Raw genomic sequence first — 16,175 nt, forward strand, 5'->3', positions numbered from 1 at the left:
CCCTGTTGCCAACTGAAGGATTAGTCCCGTGTCCCCCTCTTCCCTGACCTTTGCCGTCACCCCATCGAGCCAGCCACACAGCGCCCAAGAGCGCGCCAAGATTCTGGACAACCCGGGTTTTGGTCTGCACTTCACCGACCACATGGTCTCGGTGCACTGGGACAAAGAGGGCGGCTGGCGCGATGCGGCCGTGACCCCGTACGGCCCGATTGCGCTGGACCCCGCCGCTGCCGTGCTGCACTACGGCCAGGAAATCTTTGAAGGCATCAAGGCCTACCGCCATGCCGATGGCTCGGTCTGGACCTTCCGCCCCCAGGCCAATGCCGAGCGCCTGCAACGCTCCGCCCGCCGCCTGGCGCTGCCGGAGCTGCCGGTCGATGTTTTTGTCGAATCGCTCAAGCAGATCATCGCCGTGGACAAGGACTGGGTGCCCAGCGGCAACGAAGCGAGCCTGTACCTGCGCCCCTTCATGATCGGTGACGAAGTCTTCCTGGGCGTGCGCAGCGCCCACAAGGCCACCTACTACGTGATCGCCTGCCCCGCCGGCCCCTACTTTGCCAAGGGCGTGGCGCCCGTGGCGATCTGGCTGTCGACCGACTATGCCCGCGCGGCCAAGGGCGGCACCGGCGCTGCCAAGTGCGGCGGCAACTATGCCGCTTCGCTGCTGCCCCAGCAGCAAGCCCAGGACAACGGCTGCTCGCAGGTGCTGTTCCTCGATCCTGCCGAAGGCAAGTACCTCGAAGAGCTGGGCGGCATGAACGTGTTCCTGGTCTACGGCAAGCAAAACAAGCTGGTCACGCCTGCGCTGTCGGGCAGCATTCTGGAAGGCATCACCCGCGACTCGCTGCTGCAACTGGCACGCGACCGTGGCATGGTGGTCGAAGAGCGCAAGATCGCTGTGGACGAGTGGAAGCAGGGCGTGGCCTCCGGTGAGATCACCGAAGTGTTTGCCTGCGGTACCGCTGCCGTGATCACCCCCATCGGCCAGCTCAAGGGCGAGGGCTTCTCGGTGGGCGACCTGTCGGCCCCCGCTGGCGAAGTCACGATGGCCCTGCGCAAGGAACTGACCGATATCCAGTACGGCCGCGCCCCGGACCGCCACGGCTGGCTGGTGCGTCTGGACGCCTGATCCGTCCGCGATATAAACGCCAAAGGGCCGCACAGTGTGCGGCCCTTTTTTCACGGTGCTGTGAGACCTTTACACAGCGACGGCAGTCTGGCGCTTGCTGTCGCTCTCGAAGCCATAGAAGCCAAAGCGCATCTCCGGCATGCGCCCGCTCACCAGCTCGGCCATCGCCTTGCCGCTGCCGGCGCCATGGGTCCAGCCCAAGGTGCCGTGGCCGGCATTGATCCAGAGCTTGCCGATCTTGGTGCGGCCGATGAACGGAATATTGGTGGGCGTAGCGGGGCGCAGGCCGGTCCAGAACTGCGGGTTGCCGCCCTGCTCAGGCAGGCGGGTGTCGCAGACGCCGGGCATCAGCTCCTCGATGCGGCGCGCCAGCATGTGGCAGCGGGCCTTGGCCAGGGGGCTGTCCAGCGAGCTGTCAAAACCGTTGAGCTCGATCGTGCCGGCCACGCGCAGCTGGTTGCCCAGGCGGCTCATCGCCAGCTTGTTGCCATCGTCAATGCAGCTGACAAAGGGCGCGGCCTCAGGCTTCAAGATCGGCAAGGTGGCGCTGTAACCCTTGCCCGGGTAGATGGCCACATTCAGGCCCAAGGTGCGCAACAGCGGCGCGGTATAGCTGCCGCAGGCGACGATGACGGCATCACCCTGCAAGGTGCGCGGGCTGCTGTCTGCGCCTGCTGCGGTGGCGCGCACGGTGACCGAGTCGATCGCGCCACCGGCCACATTCAGCCGCTCGACACGGTGGTTGTAGAGAAACTGCACACCGCCCTGGGCGCAGAGCTGGGCGAGCTTTTGCGTGAACACGCGCGCATCGCCGCTCTCGTCGCTCTCGGTAAAGGTGCCGCCCTTGATATGCGCGGCATAGGGCTTGAAGGCGGGCTCGATCTTCAAAAACTCTTCGGTGCTGACCATGCGGCGGTTCACACCGTACTGGCGCATCAGGTCGACGGCCATCTGCGCATCCTGCACCGCTTCGTCGCTGGTGAAGAAGTGGGCAATGCCGCGCTCGAGCCGGTTGAACTGGATGCCGGTCTGGGCCACCACGGCCTTCAAGGCGTTGTGGCTGTAGGCACCGAGCGCAACGATCTGCTGCACATTGCGGGCAAAGGAGCGGTCATTGCACTCGGCCAGAAACTGCGTGAGCCAGCGCCATTGCTGCGGATCGGCATGCGGGCGCAGCAGCAGCGGCGCCTCCTTGTCGAACATCCACTTGAGCGCCTTGAGCGGGGCATGCTTGTTGGCCCAGGGCTCGCAGTAGCTCACCGAGATCTGCGCGGCATTGGCATAGCTGGTCTCCAGCGCCGCGTCCGGTTGGCGATCCACGACGGTGACGTCGTGGCCGAGTTGCAGCAGATGCCAGGCAGTGCTGGTGCCGATGATGCCGGCGCCGAGGATGATGACTTTCATGCCTCTCAGTGTCTGGCATCTTGGCTGTAACATAAAGTGCAATTAAACTTCTTCAGGATTCATCAGTTGTACTAATACTGGAGCCCTATGAGCAACCTGGACCCTGTCGCGCTGGAATGCCTGGCCGCCGTGATTGAAGAAGGCGGTTTCGAGAAGGCCGCGCTGCGCCTGAATGTGACGCAATCGGCCGTCTCGCAGCGGCTGCGCGCACTGGAGGCACAGATCGGCTCGGTGCTGGTGGTGCGCAGCCGCCCGCTGCGGCCCACCGCTGCCGGCCAGCTGCTGCTCAAGCACACCCAGCAGCTGCGGCTGCTGCGCACCGACCTGGAGCAGGAGCTGCACAGCCTGCTGCCCCACACCATGCGCCGCAATGCGCATGACGAGGCCATCTCGATTGCCATCAATGCCGACAGCATTGCCACCTGGGCGCTCGATGCGCTGCAGGACATCGCGCTGCAGCAGCTGCCGCTGGAGATCATCACCGACGACCAGGACCACACCTTGGAGCTGCTGCGCACCGGCGAGGTGCTCGGCTGCGTCACCACCATGCCGCAGGCGCTGCGCGGCTGCCGCGTGACCGCGCTGGGCGCAATGCACTACATCGCCGTGGCATCGCCCGCCTTTGCCCAGCAGCATGTGCCGCAAGGAATCAACCGCAGCAACTTCAAGCACCTGCCGTTTTTGAGCTACAACCGCAAGGATGACATGCAGCGCGTGTTTGTCGCCCGCGCGATGGGCCTCAAGACCGTCGGCCTGCACCAGCTCTATGTGCCCAACTCCGAAGCTCAGGTGCGCGCCGTGGCCGCTGGCTGGGGCGTGGGCGTGGTGCCCGAGCTGCTGGCCCGCCCCTACCTCGCCGATGGCCGCCTGGTCAATGTGGCCGAGACCCAGGTGCTGCGCGTCGACCTGTACTGGCACTGCTGGAACCTGCAGTCGGCCTTGCTGGGCGCCCTGAGCGACGCGATGGTGCACAGCGCCAAGAGCAGCCTGGCGCCGCCCACGGCGGCCGCTCGCGCCATGGTCAAGGCATAAAAAAACTGCCTGCACCCCCAGGGGGATGCAAGCAGTTTCCGGATGTCCACAGGCATTCATCGCACCGGTGGTTCCATCCCTCCCTCATCAGTGACATCCATTGCATGCGCAGTATCCGCGCCAAGTATTGCTATATGGTGAATAGCAAATGACAGACGCATGATCTGATCCATTTACCGAATCAGCAATACCGGCAGCTTGCTCTCGGCCAGCACTTGGGTCGCCACCGAGCCCAGCACCAGCTTGGCCAGCGCACCATGGCCGCGGGTGCCCATGATCAGCAGGTCATAGCCGCCCTTATCGGCCGTCTCGGCAATGGTCTGGGAGATCGGGCCTACGGCAGTCTCGGCCACGGCCTTGACCTGGTGGGCGGCCAGAAACTCCTGCACCGGCACCAGCACCTTCTGCGCCTCTTCGCTGTGGTAGTCGTCCACCAGCGCCTTGCCCAAGGCCTTGGCAGCCCGGGGCGGCAGCAGGGGCTGCACCGTGAGCGCCGTGTAATGGTGGTTGGGCGTCAGCCACTCTGCGTGCGCTGCCAGGTAATCGAGCATCTTCTGGGTGTAGGGGCTGCCATCAACGGCCAACAAAATACGCATGCCTTGACTCCTTCAAAAAAGGGGTGAGGGACCCAACACCGGTGGCGCCACCAACGCTGGACTGTGGCCTGGCAAACCCGCGCTCCATCAGCGAGAACGCGCTTTACAGGCTAAATCATGTGTATCAGCATATAGATTTATCGTCAAACGGGCATTGATATGCATCAGGCGCGGCGACAAATTTAGGTAAAAACCCTTGGATTTGGGCTTGGCAGAGGGAATGCCGGAAGTGGATCGACCCTGGCTACACCGCCACCAGGCAATGCGGATTGAAGCTCTCCTGCTCGCCCTTGCGCGCATAGCCCAGCGGGTTGGCCACGACCCGGCATTGCCAGGGGCGGCCATCGCTGTGCTGGCCTTTGGCCAGGTAATCGCTGGGCGCATGCAGGTGGCCGTGGATCCAGAGGTCGGCATAGGGCAGCAGGTCATCGAGCACATTGCAAAAACCGGCGGTTCCGGGCGTCAGCCCATAGCGCGGATCGGCGCTGCGCAGGCTGGGCGCAAAGTGGGTGATGACGACGGTTTTGCCATCAAAGGGCTCGGCCAGTGCGGCGCGCAGCCATTCCTGGCAGCGCAGCGCTTCGTCGCGCATCTCGGCGGCCAAAAAGGGCTGGCCGTTGCGCTGCATCTGGGCCTTGGTCAAGTAAAAGTTCGCGGCCTTGAAGGCCTTCTCGCGCTGCTTCATCAGCGCGCCCAGCTCGGTCACGCCGTTGTGCAGGGCAATGGCGTCGTAGTCGGACCAGAGTGTGGTGCCGATAAAGCGCACGCCGTCGATGATCAGGGTGTCGCAGTCCAGCATCGTGATGCCCAACTTTTCGCAGCTGGCACGCAGGCGCAGCCGGGCGGCATCGAAATCCTGGTTGTCAAACTCGTGGTTGCCAGGCACCAGGATTACCGGCTCGGGCCAATGGCCGCCAGCCTGCTGCGGGCTGAACTGGGTGAGGCCAAAATCCTTATCGTCCAGCATCGAGCCATTCTGGTAGGAGCCAATGTCGCCGGCCAGCACCAGCAACTGGGCGCCGGGCGCAGGCTGGGCACGGAAATGGGGGTGGGTCTCCAGATGCAGGTCGGACAGAATTTGCAGGTGCATGGTCGCCTAGCCTACCATGGGCTTTAGCGCCTTGCAGCCCGCTACATCGGTAATTCCAGGTCAGGAAAAGCCGCCCGGGCCGAGCGCTCCAGTGCATGCAGCATCCATTCCAGCGCCGAGGGCGGAATATGCCCGCTGCGGCTGCGCCACAGCGCATCCACATGCACGGCCTCGACGCGCAGCGGCAGCGGCTGGAAGGCCAGCAGATCGGCGATGCCGGTGGCAGGCACAAAGTGACGCGGCAAAACGGTCAGCAGGTCGGTGCGCGCCACCACGCGCGCGGCGGTGAAGTACTGGTTCACCGTCAGCACCACCCGGCGCTTGCGGCCGATCGATGCCAGCGCCTCGTCCAAAAAGCCAAAGGGCTGGCCGGAAAAGCTCACCAGCATATGGCGTGCATCGCAGTAGCGCTCCAAAGTCAGCAAGCCCTCACTCAAAGGATGGTCCTTGCGCATCACGCAGAGGTATTCGCCGTCATAGAGGCGCCGGCTCTCGAAATCCACCAGGTCCCCCGACTGGGCGCGCGCCGTCATCTCGGCGAGCACAAAGGGGAAATAGCCCACGGCCAGGTCCGCCGTCTCGGCGTCCAGCTCCTCGCGCGGATCACGGGTAGTGAGTGGTTGCACATGCACAGAGACGCCTGGTGCCTCGGTCTCCAGAATGTGCATCAGGCTGGGCAGCAAGGTGGCGGCGGTGGCATCGGCCATCGCCACGACAAAGGCCTGGGTCGCATGGGCGGGGTCAAAGCGCTCAGGCGCAAAGCTGGCCTGCAGGCGCGCCAGCGATTCGCGCACCACCGGCCACAGCGCATTGGCCAGCGGTGTGGGCTCCACACCCTGGCCGCTGCGCACCAAAAGCTCGTCATGCAGCGCCTCGCGCAGGCGCCGCATCGCATTGCTGACTGCCGGCTGGGTGATGGCCAGCTTGTCGGCCGCCCGGGTCAGGCTGCGCTCATTCATCACCTCGTCGAATACACGCAAGAGGTTCAGGTCCAGGTGCCGAAATTGGTGGGGCAGCATTTTCAATCCTTTGCAGCGCTGGGCGAACCGCAATACATCACTGACATGAATGATACAGATTCAAAAGATAAATTTGAGAACGTCTAGGGTAAACCCTATACTTCGTTCATCGCTTCAAAGAAGCATTAATCCCAAAGACATCCATCATGACCAACAGTTTTGTACACACTGACATGGCTACCGAGCACACGGGCGTTCTGCGTGTGGAACGTGCTGCTGAACATCTCAAGACCACCTTCGGCACCAAGGGCGTTGGCGCATCGTTGATGCTGGCCGCGCTGGTCGCTGCCGTGCTGGTGGTTGCCACCCGCCTGGTGGACTCCGTCGCTGGCGGCAGCCACTGGATCGCTGGCTGGGCCCTGCTGTGGGCCGTCGCCTTTGTCGCCATCGCCCTGCTCGCTGCCCCTGCCCGCAACCTGAGCAGCAGCCTGCGCGCCGCTCGCCGCAGCTGGGACGAAGGCCACCGCCGCGCCCTGGAAGACGACAAGACCTGGCAAGTGGCCCTGCAAGACAGCCGCGTGATGGCTGACCTGAACCGCGCCATGAGCGACGCAGCGGTTTCGTTCTACCACAAGAACTACTGATCAACGCCGGCGGTCCTCCAGAGCCCCAGCGCCGGCAGCCACGATCTGCCTTTTCAAGAGCCACGGCATGCCGTGGCTTTTTTGTTGTCGGTGGTCGCCCCCATCCATAGCGGATCAGCAGCTTGGCATCGCTAAACACCTCCGCCAGCACAAGCGGCAGGTGCCTGGAAGAAGGTTGGCAAGCGCTTTCCTGCCCTCAGCGGTGCCGACTGTATGCAACAAACCACAGTCCTACCGATGCGCTGACGCTGAGCCCCAGCGGGTGTAAGGCCCGCCACTCCCACAAAACAAAACCCCGCATGCCTGAAACATGCGGGGTTTTGTTGTCTTTCGCTATCCCAGCCACTGGCAGCAGTGCTACCAGCGACCTCGTGAGCTACCGATCAGGCAGCAGCCAGGCGCTTTTCCAGATCGGCCTTGATGTCCAGCAAGGCCTGGGGCAGGCGCTGGGCCAGGTGGTCGAAATGGGTCTGGTGCGATGCCAGCTCTTCGGTCCAGACGGCGGTGTCGATGTTGGTGACGGTCTTGAACTGCTCGGCATTGAAGTCCAGGCCGGTCCAGTTGATCTCGGCGTACTGCGGTGCCACGCCAAAGGCGGTCTGCGTGCCCTGCACCTGGCCTTCGAGGCGGTCGAGCATCCACTTGAGCACGCGCATGTTCTCACCGTAGCCAGGCCAGACGAACTTGCCAGCGGCATCCTTGCGGAACCAGTTGGTGGTGTAGATCTTGGGCAGCTGCGCGCCAGCGGCTTCGAGCTTGTCGCCCAGGTTCAGCCAGTGGGCGAAGTAGTCGCTCATGTTGTAGCCCATGAAAGGCAGCATCGCGAATGGATCGCGGCGCACCACGCCTTGCGCGCCAAAGGCGGCAGCGGTGGTTTCCGAGCCCATGGTCGCAGCCATGTAGACGCCTTCCTTCCAGTTGCGCGCCTCGGTCACCAGCGGCACGGTGGTCGAGCGGCGGCCGCCAAAGATGAAGGCATCGATCTTCACGCCCTTGGGGTCGTCCCAGGCTTCGTCGAGCGCCGGGTTGTTGGTGGCAGCGACGGTGAAGCGGGCATTGGGGTGGGCGGCCTTGGCGCCGGTTTCCTTGGCGATCTGGGGCGTCCAGTCCTTGCCTTGCCAGTCAATCAGGTGGTCGGGCAGCTGGCCGCTGTCCTTTTCCATGCCTTCCCACCACACATCGCCGTCATCGGTCAGCGCGACGTTGGTGAAGATCACGTTCTTGTCCAAACTGGCCATGCAGTTGGGGTTGGTGTGGTAGTTGGTGCCGGGGGCCACGCCAAAGTAGCCGGCTTCGGGGTTGATGGCGCGCAGCGAGCCGTCGGCCTGGGGCTTAATCCAGGCGATGTCGTCGCCGATGGTGGTGACCTTCCAGCCTTCAAAGCCGGTGGGCGGCACCAGCATCGAGAAATTGGTCTTGCCGCAGGCGCTGGGGAAAGCGGCGGCCACGTGGTACTTTTTGCCCTGGGGATTTTGCACGCCCAGAATCAGCATGTGCTCGGCCAGCCAGCCCTGGTCGCGGCCCATGGTGGAGGCGATGCGCAGCGCAAAGCACTTCTTGCCCAGCAGCGCATTGCCGCCGTAGCCCGAACCGTAGGACCAGATTTCGCGCGTCTCGGGGTAGTGCACGATGTACTTGGTCTTGTTGCAAGGCCAGCTGGTGGTGTCCTTTTCGCCGGCCTGCAGCGGCGCGCCGATGGTGTGCACGCAGGGCACAAATGCACCATCGCTGCCGATCACGTCGTACACGGCACGGCCCATGCGGGTCATGATCTTCATGTTGACCGCGACATAGGCGCTGTCGGACAGCTCGATGCCCACGTGGGCAATGGGCGAGCCCAGCGGGCCCATCGAGAACGGCACCACATACATGGTGCGGCCCTTCATACAACCGTCAAACAGCGGCTGTAGAGTCGAGCGCATCTGGGCAGGTTCCATCCAGTTGTTGGTCGGGCCGGCGTCTTCCTTCTTGGCCGAGCAGATGTAGGTGCGGTCTTCCACGCGGGCCACGTCCGAGGGATCGGACCAGGCCAGAAAGCTGCCGGGGCGCTTGGCGGGGTTGAGCTTCTTGAAGGTGCCGGCATCGACCAGTTGCTGGCAGAGGCGGTCGTATTCTTCCTGGCTGCCATCGCACCAGTAGACGGCATCGGGCTTGCACAGCGCGGCCATATCGGCCACCCAGGCGATGAGCTTGGGGTTCTTGACGTAGTCGGGGGCCTGAATGGCGACACCGGCCTGGATGTTTGCGTTCATGGGAAGGCTTTCAAAGTTGTAAACGGTTCATCAAAAACCGCTGCGACAAGCCCCTGGCCGACAGCAACCCATTTTTGAAAAACCGTCTCCACAACGTCGGACAAGGCGCCATGCCTGTGCGCAAAAATGCCTACGCTGGACTGGCGATTTTAGCAGTCGGCCCCCAAAACGGTGATTTTCAGTCTCAACATCTATGCATTTGACGCATGACGAAATGCATAACTGTATTGATACCGGTTTCTTTGGCAAGCCTCCTGTCGCGCAGGTGGCGCTGGGCCCGGCGTCGCCAAGCGGCCACAGCAGCGCGGGGCCGCGTCAGCTATCGCCAGCCATCGCGAGGGAGCGGCAGGCAACAAAAAACCCGCCAGCGGCGGGTTCAGCAACAAGAGCTGGAGCGCGGTTTGCGCGCAGCGCTCAGGCCATGTAGACGGCGATAAAGGCCAGCAGGAACATCATCAGCGCGCCCACCACGGGCAGCACCACCGGCATCAGCGGAACAATGGCTTCCACGGTATCCATCGGCGGGTGTTCGGTGTCGGCGTCGGTGTGCGGGCTGGACATGGGCTCTCTCCAATGCAAAGGCTGAGAACCATTGTAGCGAGCGGGCGCCGGGCCTGCATGCCGGGCGAACCCTGAGCCAGCTGCATGACCCTTTCGCCAACGATCAGCCCTCCAACACGGGGTAGAGCGACAGCACCAGCAGCGCCGCCATGCACCAGTTGAAGCGCTGCAGCGCCCGGGGCGTGCGCAGCGCGCGGCCCACCGCGCTGCCAAACAAGGTCCAGACGCTGACGCTGGGGTAGTTCACCAGGCCCAGCACCAGCGCGGCAAGCAGCAGATTGGCGGCATAGCCATCGCGCGGGGTGTAGGTCGCCACAATGCCGATGGCCATGATCCAGGCCTTGGGGTTCACCCACTGAAAGGCCGCGGCCTGCCAAAAGCCAAAGGGCTGTGCCCCGGCCTGCCCGGCCCCCGCCTGGCCCGAGCGGGCGATCTTCCAGGCCAGCCACAGCAGGTAGGCGGCGCCCAGGTACTTGAGCCAGGTGTAGAGGCGCGGCTCTCGCTCAAAGGCCACGCCCAGGCCCAGACCCACCAGCAGCAGCATGGCCACCACCCCCAGGCTGATACCCAGCATGTGCGGCACCGTGCGGCGGTAACCAAAGCTCGCGCCCGAAGCCGTCAGCATCACATTGTTGGGGCCCGGCGTGACGGAGCTGACAAAGGCGAAAAGGGCCAGGGGCACCACAAAGGCGGAGGTTTCGGGCAGAACGGACATGGCAAGGTGCGGGAAAAAGGAGAAAAGAAAAGCTGTTGACATGCTAGCGCTGCCATGCAGTACAGTACCGGTACACTTTATCTGGCCAGTTCAAGAATTGGCCTGCTCTTATGACCCTGACACTTTCACCTGCCGCCGCTGTTGCCCACGCTTCCCCCGCAGCTGCAACCGCCAGTCCGTTGGCCGCAGCTGCCTGGGGCTGGCAGCCGGTGCGCACCGGCAGCGCCTCCCTGGTCGAGCAGCTGGTGGCGCATTTCAGCGACCGCATCCGCAACCATGGGCTGCGCGCGGGCATGCGCCTGCCGTCGGTGCGGGCGCTGGCCGAGCAGGCGGGGGTGAGCCGCGACACCGTCGTGCAAGCCTATGACCGGCTGGCCGCGCAGGGCCTGGTGCAGTCGCGCCGGGGTGCGGGCTTTTTTGTCTGTGCCCAGCGCGCGCTGGCCGAGGCGGCCGCAGCCCCTGCGGCCAGCCTGGCCCAGGGCGCGGCCTTTGATACCTCCTACCTGCTGCGCGGTATCTTCCGCGAGGATGCCGATGGCTCCGGCCACACCGGCAGCGCCGGCTGCCTGCCGGCCAGCTGGATGGACGAGGGACTGATCAGCGGCGCGTTGCGCGCCATCCTGAAGCAGGGCCTGCGTGCCGAGCGCAGCCTGCTGGGCTATGGCCTGCCCCAGGGCCTGGCGCCGCTGCGCCGCCAGATCGCATCGACCTTGCAGGCGCAAGAAGTGCCGGCCCACCCCGAGACCCAGCTGATGACGGTGAGCGGCGTCACCCACGGGCTGGACCTGATCGTGCGCTGCTTTTTGCAGCCCGGCGACACCGTGCTGGTCGAGGACCCGGGCTGGTTCCTGATCTTTGGCCGCCTCAACACCATGGGGGTCAACGTGGTGGGGGTGCCGCGCCTGCCCGGCGGCCCCGATGTGCAGGCGCTGCAGGCACTGGCCGCGCAGCACCAGCCCAAGCTCTTTATCCTCAACACCGCGGTGCACAACCCCACCGGGCTGAGCCTGTCGGCCGGCGTGGCGCACGAGGTGCTGCGCATTGCCGAGCGGCATGATTTTCTGCTGGTCGAGGACGACACCTATTCCGAGTACCTGGGCAATATGCCCTTGCGCCTGGCCGCCATGGACCGGCTGCAGCGCGTGCTGCTGGTGGGCGGCTATTCCAAAACACTGTCAGGCGGCTTGCGCGTGGGCTATGTGGCCGCGCGCCCCGAGTTCATCCACCAGCTGACCGATCTGAAGCTGCTGGGGGGCCTGACCTCCGCCCTGCCCAGCGAGCAGATCGTGCACCGCATCCTGGCCGATGGCAGCTACCGCAAGCATGTGGACCGGCTGCGCGAGCGGGTGGACAAGGCGCGCCACCGCTGCCTGCGCCAGCTCGAAGCGCTGGGCTGCCACGCGGTGCATGAGCCCGTCGCCGGCACCTTCGCCTGGGTGGACTGCGGCATGGATTCGGAACTGCTGGCGCGCCAGGCCAGCGAGCATGGCCTGCTGCTGGCGCCTGGCGTGCTGTTCTCGCCGCGCCAGGCGCCGTCGAGCTTGCTGCGCATCTCGGTGGCGATGGCCGAGCAGCCGGCTGCCTGGCAGACCTTGGCCTTGCTGCTGGAGCGCCACCGGGGCGCTTGATCAGGCCAGGCATTTGAGGCGACAGCCTTAGCCGCCCGTACGCCCGCGCCCCTCGGTCAGCAGCACCGCGGCCTGCACGCGCGATGACAGGCCCAGCTTGCGCAGAATGTGCTGCACATGGATCTTCACCGTCGTCTCGGCAATGGCCAGGCTGCGCGCAATCTCCTTGTTGCTGGCACCGGCGGCAATTTCGCGCAGGATCTCCAGCTCGCGCGGCGACAGCTGCTCCAGCGGGTCGGCCGGCTCGGGCATGGCCGGCGGCGGCGCAACCGGCTCCAGCGGCCGGTTTTGCAGGGCGCTCACCAGCTTGTCGGTCATCTCCATGCTCACCGTCGATTGGCCGCGCAGCGCGCGCTCGATCGCGGCCACCAGCACCTCGCTGTCGGCCGTCTTGAGCAGGTAGCCCTGGGCGCCGCGCTGCAAGGCCAGCGCCAGCGTGCCCGCGTCTTCGCTGGCGGTGAGCACCAGCACCCGCGCCGCCGGCGCTGCTGCGCGCAGGTCCGGCAACAGATCCACGCCGCTCACGCCCGGCATATGGTGGTCCAGCAGCACCACATCGGGCTGTAGCTGCGCGGCCTGGCGCAGCGCCTCGCCCGCATCGCCGGCCTCGGCCACCACCTGCAGCTGCGGCTGGGCGGCCAGCAGCGCGATCACACCGCGCCGAAAGAGCGGGTGGTCGTCCACCACCAGCAGGCGTATCGCGGGGGTAGGCGCTTGCGCTGCCGTCATGCGGGGCTCCTGGAGGTGGCAAAGGTTGCGGCCGTGGGCGGCTGAAAAGTCGGTAGAGGCTGAAGGGGTTGCAGGGGCTGCAAGCGGGGCAGGCTCAGGCGCACGCAGGTGCCGGCCCCGGGGACGGAATGGATCTCCAGGCTGGCACCAATGCTAGCGGCGCGCTCGCGCATGATGCGCAGGCCCACATGGGTTTCATCCAGCGCCAGGGCGGCCTGCGCCATGCCCTGGCCATCGTCGCGCACCTCCACCGCCCACTGCGGGCCTTGCTCCACCTCCACCCACACCTGGCTGGCCTGCGCATGCTTGCGCACGTTGGACAGCGCCTCCTGCACCACATGCAGCACCTGCACCTGCACATCGGGCGGCAGCGCCATGCCTTCGCCGGCAATCTGCAGCTGCGCGGGCAGACCGGTCTGGTGCTCGAACTTGGTCAAGGTGGTGCGCAGCGCAGGCACGATGTCCTCGGCATTGGTACGGGTGCGAAAGTGCAGAAGCAGCTCACGCACATCGGACAGGCTTTCGCGGATGCCGGTATCGAGCTCGCCCAAGGTTGCCTGCACGCGCGCGCCATCCGGGGGCAGCCGCGCCATGTCGCTGCGCAACAGCCCCACCTGGATCTTCAAGAACGCCAGGCTCTGCGCAATGGAGTCGTGCAGCTCGCGCGCCAGCAGGCCGCGCTCGTCGGCCACCGCCGCTTCGCGCTGCAAGGCGTCGGCGCGCAGGCCCTCCATGCCGCCGGCCAGGTGGCTGGCCAGCGCATCGAGCAGCGCACGGTCATCGGGCGCCAACATGGTGGCTTGGCGAAAGAACAGGTCCACCTCGCCCACCATGCGCTCATGCAGCCGCACCGGCACGCTCAGCACGCTGACAAAGCCCGCCCGCCGGCATTGCCCGGCATCGACCCGGCCGGCCGCTGCCGGCACGCCACGGCGCCAATCCTGCAGCGCCACCAGCTGGGTCTGCGCCTGGGCCTGGGGCTGGCCGCAAACGCAGTCACCGGTGGGCAGGCAGTGCTCGGCATCGACCATCTCCTCGGGCAGCCCTTCGGACGCGAGCAGCACATAGCGGCGGTTGTGCTCGTCCGACCAGCGCAGCGCCACCGCATCGGCCTGCGCCGTCTTGCGCATCTGGGCCGCAAAGCCCTGGGCCAGCACCGGCAGCGCATCAGCGCGCGCCACCAGCGCGGCAGCGTCGTACAGCACCGCCAGGCGGGCGCGTTCGGCCTGCAGGTGTTCGGTCTTTTGCTGCACGCGGCGCTCCAGGCTGGCATACAGGTCCTGCAGGCGCACCGCCATGCGGTTGAAGCCCCGCGCCAGCGCACCAAACTCATCGCCGCCATCGGCGTGCACCCGCACCGACAAATCGCCCGCCTCGACCTGGGCCAGGGCCGTCTGCAGCCGCGCCAGCGGCCCAAACACCAGCAGCTGGGCCGCATACAGCAGCGCCAGCGCGGCAGCAATGGCCAGCGCCATCATCACGAACTGGGCGGTGTTGAGCCAGGTCGTCCAGCGCGCCAGTTGCTGCTCGATGCGGCCGACCAGGTGGTCCACCTCGCCGACAAAGCTCTGCGCCTGCTGGGCCGTGACCTCGGCCTGCACCACATGGCTGCCAGTCACCGGCTGCTGCCAGGCTGCGCGCAGCCGCTGCCAGCGTTGCTGCACAGCTTGCAGGGCGGCACGCGAGGCCTTATCGCGCGGCACCGACAGCGGCCGGGCGGCATCACCCTTTTCCAGCAAGGCCAGGCTGGTGTCGAGCTGGCCGATCAGCAAGGCCAGGCGCTGCGGGCTCGCCTCCGGCAAGGCCTGCGCCAGCTGCCAGGTCTGCATGCGCATGCGCCCCGCTTCGTTCACGGCCGCAGCGCCGCCTTCGAGCGACCAGGTCAGCCGCAAGGTCAGGCCAATCGCGACCAGCGCCATCAGCAGCAGCGCGCAACCAATGGCGCCGATCTTGACGGCCAGCGGCCGCTGGCGTGCTGGCTGCAGTTCCCCTTTCATGGCCCCGCCTCCGGGTAACGCACCCCGCGCCGCTGCGCCATCTCGCGCCCCATGGCGGCTTGCACGGCTGGCTCCAATTGCGCTTGCGCGCTGGGGTAGGCCTGCGTCTCCTCTGCCGCGATATGGCGCGTATAGACCTCGGCAAAATCGGCCCAGCGGCGCCGGGCCGCCACCAGCGCCTCGCCCGTCGGTGCATGGCCTGCTTGCACCGCCTGCAGATCCGCCCGTATCGCCGGCCACAGCGCCTCCATCTGCCGGTGCTCGGCCTGCAGCTGGTCTGCCAGCGCGCCCTGCCCCGCCGCCCGCAGTACGGGCAGCACATGCTGCTCTTCATCCTGGTGGTGCAAGGGCGCCGCCAGGTCAAAGTAGCGCTGCACATCGGCCGCCGCATCGCGCGCCTGGCCCTGCGCATCGCCGCCGCCCTGCTCGGCCAGGTAGGCACCCAGGCGGCCCAACAGATCCAGGCTGCGCGCCACCCGGCCGTGGCAGGCCTGCAGCATGCCGAACGGCTCGTCAAAGCCTGCTGTGGGTGGGGTGTTCAGGAGCTGTTTCACAGCCTCCATTTTCGCTGCCCATCGCTGACCGTGCGTTGCGGTGTACGCCAAGCATGATCCAGGTCAAATTTTGCTGACTGACGCAGGCGCACAGTGGTGCGGTACTGCTATATCTTTGCCCTGTTAGCTCTTTATGGCCAAACGTTTTCCTATCCATCCTGCGCATCCGGAGCGGACTTGCTGGGGGTGTGACCGTTATTGCGCTGCGTCGTCCATGGCTTGTGGCAATGGGTCGGAGCGGTCGGCGCATCCGGTGGAGTTGTTTGGGCCCGATTGGGCGGACTGGGATCCTTTGGCTTCTCAGCCTGCTGAGGATGCCGGTCTGCCAGGGCAGTCCTGATGTTTCGGGCGGCGTGCGGATCGTGTGACGGTCGGCATTCCATCGCTCTTGGCCCTGCAGGCTCCTGCTGTGGCCTTCAGGCCTGAGGCCGGTTTTCGCCCGGCAGGCGACTTACTTTCTTGCTCGTGCAAGAAAGTAAGCAAAGAAACACGCCCCTACCGTCTGCGACCCCTTCGCTGCGCTGCGGGGCAACCTGTGGTGTGACGTTTGCGGACTGCGCCGTGGAACTCACTACGCGCTAAAGCGCTCCGTTCAAACAGCCACGGCGAGTCAGTTCACGAAGCATGCGCGCTGGGGCGCGCATGCCAGCCCGCAAACGCCCCACCACAGGCGCATACAGAAGGGGGATGCCGTCACCTCCCATGCCGAGCGCAGCGATGCCAGCTTGGGCTGCTGGGCCCCCTCTTTCCCCTTCTGTCCGTGCCGAGAAGCACAGGCCCAGGGGCGGGCGTGTGCCGAAGGACACACGCCTTCGTCGTCATGCTTGCCGCATCTGTTTGAACGGAGCGCCCTGGCGCGTAGTGAGTTATGCGGCACGCCCCTGG

Annotated in this window: 15 protein-coding genes; 5 read left to right on the top strand and 10 right to left on the bottom strand. The window is 65.7% G+C overall.

The window, feature by feature from the left end:
• The first annotated feature begins 28 nt into the window (after positions 1 to 28).
• Positions 29 to 1,129, top strand: a complete 1,101-nt coding sequence (locus DCO45_RS20910) for a branched-chain amino acid aminotransferase (RefSeq protein WP_116927616.1) — start codon at positions 29 to 31, stop codon at positions 1,127 to 1,129.
• A 69-nt stretch (positions 1,130 to 1,198) separates the two neighbouring features.
• Here DCO45_RS20910 and DCO45_RS20915 read toward each other — a convergent pair whose 3' ends face one another.
• Positions 1,199 to 2,533, bottom strand: coding sequence for a D-amino acid dehydrogenase (locus DCO45_RS20915; RefSeq protein WP_243419441.1), 1,335 nt, complete (start codon positions 2,531 to 2,533; stop codon positions 1,199 to 1,201).
• An 87-nt stretch (positions 2,534 to 2,620) separates the two neighbouring features.
• Here DCO45_RS20915 and DCO45_RS20920 point away from each other — a divergent pair, with 87 nt between their 5' ends.
• A complete protein-coding gene (locus tag DCO45_RS20920) occupies positions 2,621 to 3,565 on the top strand; it encodes a LysR family transcriptional regulator ArgP (RefSeq protein WP_116927618.1) in 945 nt (314 codons plus the stop codon).
• A gap of 173 nt (positions 3,566 to 3,738) precedes the next feature.
• Here the strand turns inward: DCO45_RS20920 and DCO45_RS20925 are convergent, their stop codons facing one another.
• From DCO45_RS20925 to DCO45_RS20935, 3 genes are all read right to left on the bottom strand, one after another.
• Positions 3,739 to 4,161 (bottom strand): universal stress protein, encoded by a 423-nt coding sequence (locus tag DCO45_RS20925; RefSeq protein ID WP_116927619.1) that lies wholly within the window; start codon positions 4,159 to 4,161, stop codon positions 3,739 to 3,741.
• 244 nt (positions 4,162 to 4,405) lie between these two features.
• On the bottom strand, positions 4,406 to 5,251 hold the full coding sequence (locus tag DCO45_RS20930; RefSeq protein WP_116927620.1) for a metallophosphoesterase: 846 nt from the start codon (positions 5,249 to 5,251) through the stop codon (positions 4,406 to 4,408).
• A 41-nt stretch (positions 5,252 to 5,292) separates the two neighbouring features.
• Positions 5,293 to 6,270 (bottom strand): LysR family transcriptional regulator, encoded by a 978-nt coding sequence (locus tag DCO45_RS20935; protein WP_116927621.1) that lies wholly within the window; start codon positions 6,268 to 6,270, stop codon positions 5,293 to 5,295.
• Between the two features lie 146 nt (positions 6,271 to 6,416).
• Here DCO45_RS20935 and DCO45_RS20940 point away from each other — a divergent pair, with 146 nt between their 5' ends.
• Positions 6,417 to 6,854 carry a hypothetical protein gene (locus DCO45_RS20940; protein ID WP_021029029.1) on the top strand — a complete coding sequence of 146 codons (438 nt, stop codon included), beginning with the start codon at positions 6,417 to 6,419 and terminating at the stop codon, positions 6,852 to 6,854.
• Between the two features lie 383 nt (positions 6,855 to 7,237).
• Here DCO45_RS20940 and DCO45_RS20945 read toward each other — a convergent pair whose 3' ends face one another.
• From DCO45_RS20945 to DCO45_RS20950, 3 genes are all read right to left on the bottom strand, one after another.
• Positions 7,238 to 9,106 (bottom strand): phosphoenolpyruvate carboxykinase (GTP), encoded by a 1,869-nt coding sequence (locus DCO45_RS20945; protein WP_116927622.1) that lies wholly within the window; start codon positions 9,104 to 9,106, stop codon positions 7,238 to 7,240.
• A gap of 414 nt (positions 9,107 to 9,520) precedes the next feature.
• A complete protein-coding gene (locus DCO45_RS23080) occupies positions 9,521 to 9,667 on the bottom strand; it encodes a hypothetical protein (RefSeq protein ID WP_165841246.1) in 147 nt (48 codons plus the stop codon).
• Positions 9,668 to 9,770: 103 nt separating this feature from the next.
• Positions 9,771 to 10,382, bottom strand: coding sequence for a LysE family translocator (locus DCO45_RS20950; RefSeq protein ID WP_116927623.1), 612 nt, complete (start codon positions 10,380 to 10,382; stop codon positions 9,771 to 9,773).
• A 110-nt stretch (positions 10,383 to 10,492) separates the two neighbouring features.
• On the opposite strand from DCO45_RS20950, the gene DCO45_RS20955 reads away from it, so the two are divergent.
• Complete coding sequence (locus DCO45_RS20955) at positions 10,493 to 12,010, top strand: PLP-dependent aminotransferase family protein (RefSeq protein WP_116927624.1); 1,518 nt, start codon at positions 10,493 to 10,495, stop codon at positions 12,008 to 12,010.
• A gap of 27 nt (positions 12,011 to 12,037) precedes the next feature.
• Here DCO45_RS20955 and DCO45_RS20960 read toward each other — a convergent pair whose 3' ends face one another.
• The 3 genes from DCO45_RS20960 to DCO45_RS20970 are packed head-to-tail and all read right to left on the bottom strand — an operon-like array spanning position 12,038 to position 15,290.
• Positions 12,038 to 12,739 carry a response regulator gene (locus tag DCO45_RS20960; protein WP_116927625.1) on the bottom strand — a complete coding sequence of 234 codons (702 nt, stop codon included), beginning with the start codon at positions 12,737 to 12,739 and terminating at the stop codon, positions 12,038 to 12,040.
• Positions 12,736 to 14,736: a type IV pili methyl-accepting chemotaxis transducer N-terminal domain-containing protein gene (locus DCO45_RS20965; RefSeq protein WP_116927626.1), complete on the bottom strand. Its 2,001-nt coding sequence runs from the start codon at positions 14,734 to 14,736 to the stop codon at positions 12,736 to 12,738. Before DCO45_RS20965 ends, DCO45_RS20960 begins: the two co-directional genes overlap by 4 nt.
• Positions 14,733 to 15,290, bottom strand: a complete 558-nt coding sequence (locus tag DCO45_RS20970) for a hemerythrin domain-containing protein (RefSeq protein WP_243419442.1) — start codon at positions 15,288 to 15,290, stop codon at positions 14,733 to 14,735. Before DCO45_RS20970 ends, DCO45_RS20965 begins: the two co-directional genes overlap by 4 nt.
• Before the next feature lie 133 nt (positions 15,291 to 15,423).
• Between DCO45_RS20970 and DCO45_RS20975 the strand changes: the two genes are divergently transcribed.
• Positions 15,424 to 15,630, top strand: coding sequence for a DUF3079 domain-containing protein (locus DCO45_RS20975; RefSeq protein WP_116927628.1), 207 nt, complete (start codon positions 15,424 to 15,426; stop codon positions 15,628 to 15,630).
• Positions 15,631 to 16,175 lie beyond the last annotated feature (545 nt).

This window comes from Comamonas sp. JNW, assembly GCF_003105075.1.
In the GTDB taxonomy this organism is placed as follows: domain Bacteria; phylum Pseudomonadota; class Gammaproteobacteria; order Burkholderiales; family Burkholderiaceae_C; genus Comamonas; species Comamonas squillarum.

Excerpts from the sequence above, each read along its gene's own strand:
- DCO45_RS20935 (WP_116927621.1), bottom strand. The coding sequence starts at position 6,270 with ATGCTGCCCCACCAATTTCGGCACCTGGACCTGAACCTCTTGCGTGTA.
- DCO45_RS20940 (WP_021029029.1), top strand. The coding sequence starts at position 6,417 with ATGACCAACAGTTTTGTACACACTGACATGGCTACCGAGCACACGGGC.
- DCO45_RS20930 (WP_116927620.1), bottom strand. The coding sequence starts at position 5,251 with ATGCACCTGCAAATTCTGTCCGACCTGCATCTGGAGACCCACCCCCAT.
- DCO45_RS20965 (WP_116927626.1), bottom strand. The coding sequence starts at position 14,736 with ATGAAAGGGGAACTGCAGCCAGCACGCCAGCGGCCGCTGGCCGTCAAG.
- DCO45_RS20950 (WP_116927623.1), bottom strand. The coding sequence starts at position 10,382 with ATGTCCGTTCTGCCCGAAACCTCCGCCTTTGTGGTGCCCCTGGCCCTT.
- DCO45_RS20920 (WP_116927618.1), top strand. The coding sequence starts at position 2,621 with ATGAGCAACCTGGACCCTGTCGCGCTGGAATGCCTGGCCGCCGTGATT.
- DCO45_RS20975 (WP_116927628.1), top strand. The coding sequence starts at position 15,424 with ATGGCCAAACGTTTTCCTATCCATCCTGCGCATCCGGAGCGGACTTGC.
- DCO45_RS20945 (WP_116927622.1), bottom strand. The coding sequence starts at position 9,106 with ATGAACGCAAACATCCAGGCCGGTGTCGCCATTCAGGCCCCCGACTAC.
- DCO45_RS20955 (WP_116927624.1), top strand. The coding sequence starts at position 10,493 with ATGACCCTGACACTTTCACCTGCCGCCGCTGTTGCCCACGCTTCCCCC.
- DCO45_RS20960 (WP_116927625.1), bottom strand. The coding sequence starts at position 12,739 with ATGACGGCAGCGCAAGCGCCTACCCCCGCGATACGCCTGCTGGTGGTG.
- DCO45_RS20915 (WP_243419441.1), bottom strand. The coding sequence starts at position 2,533 with ATGAAAGTCATCATCCTCGGCGCCGGCATCATCGGCACCAGCACTGCC.
- DCO45_RS20925 (WP_116927619.1), bottom strand. The coding sequence starts at position 4,161 with ATGCGTATTTTGTTGGCCGTTGATGGCAGCCCCTACACCCAGAAGATG.
- DCO45_RS23080 (WP_165841246.1), bottom strand. The coding sequence starts at position 9,667 with ATGTCCAGCCCGCACACCGACGCCGACACCGAACACCCGCCGATGGAT.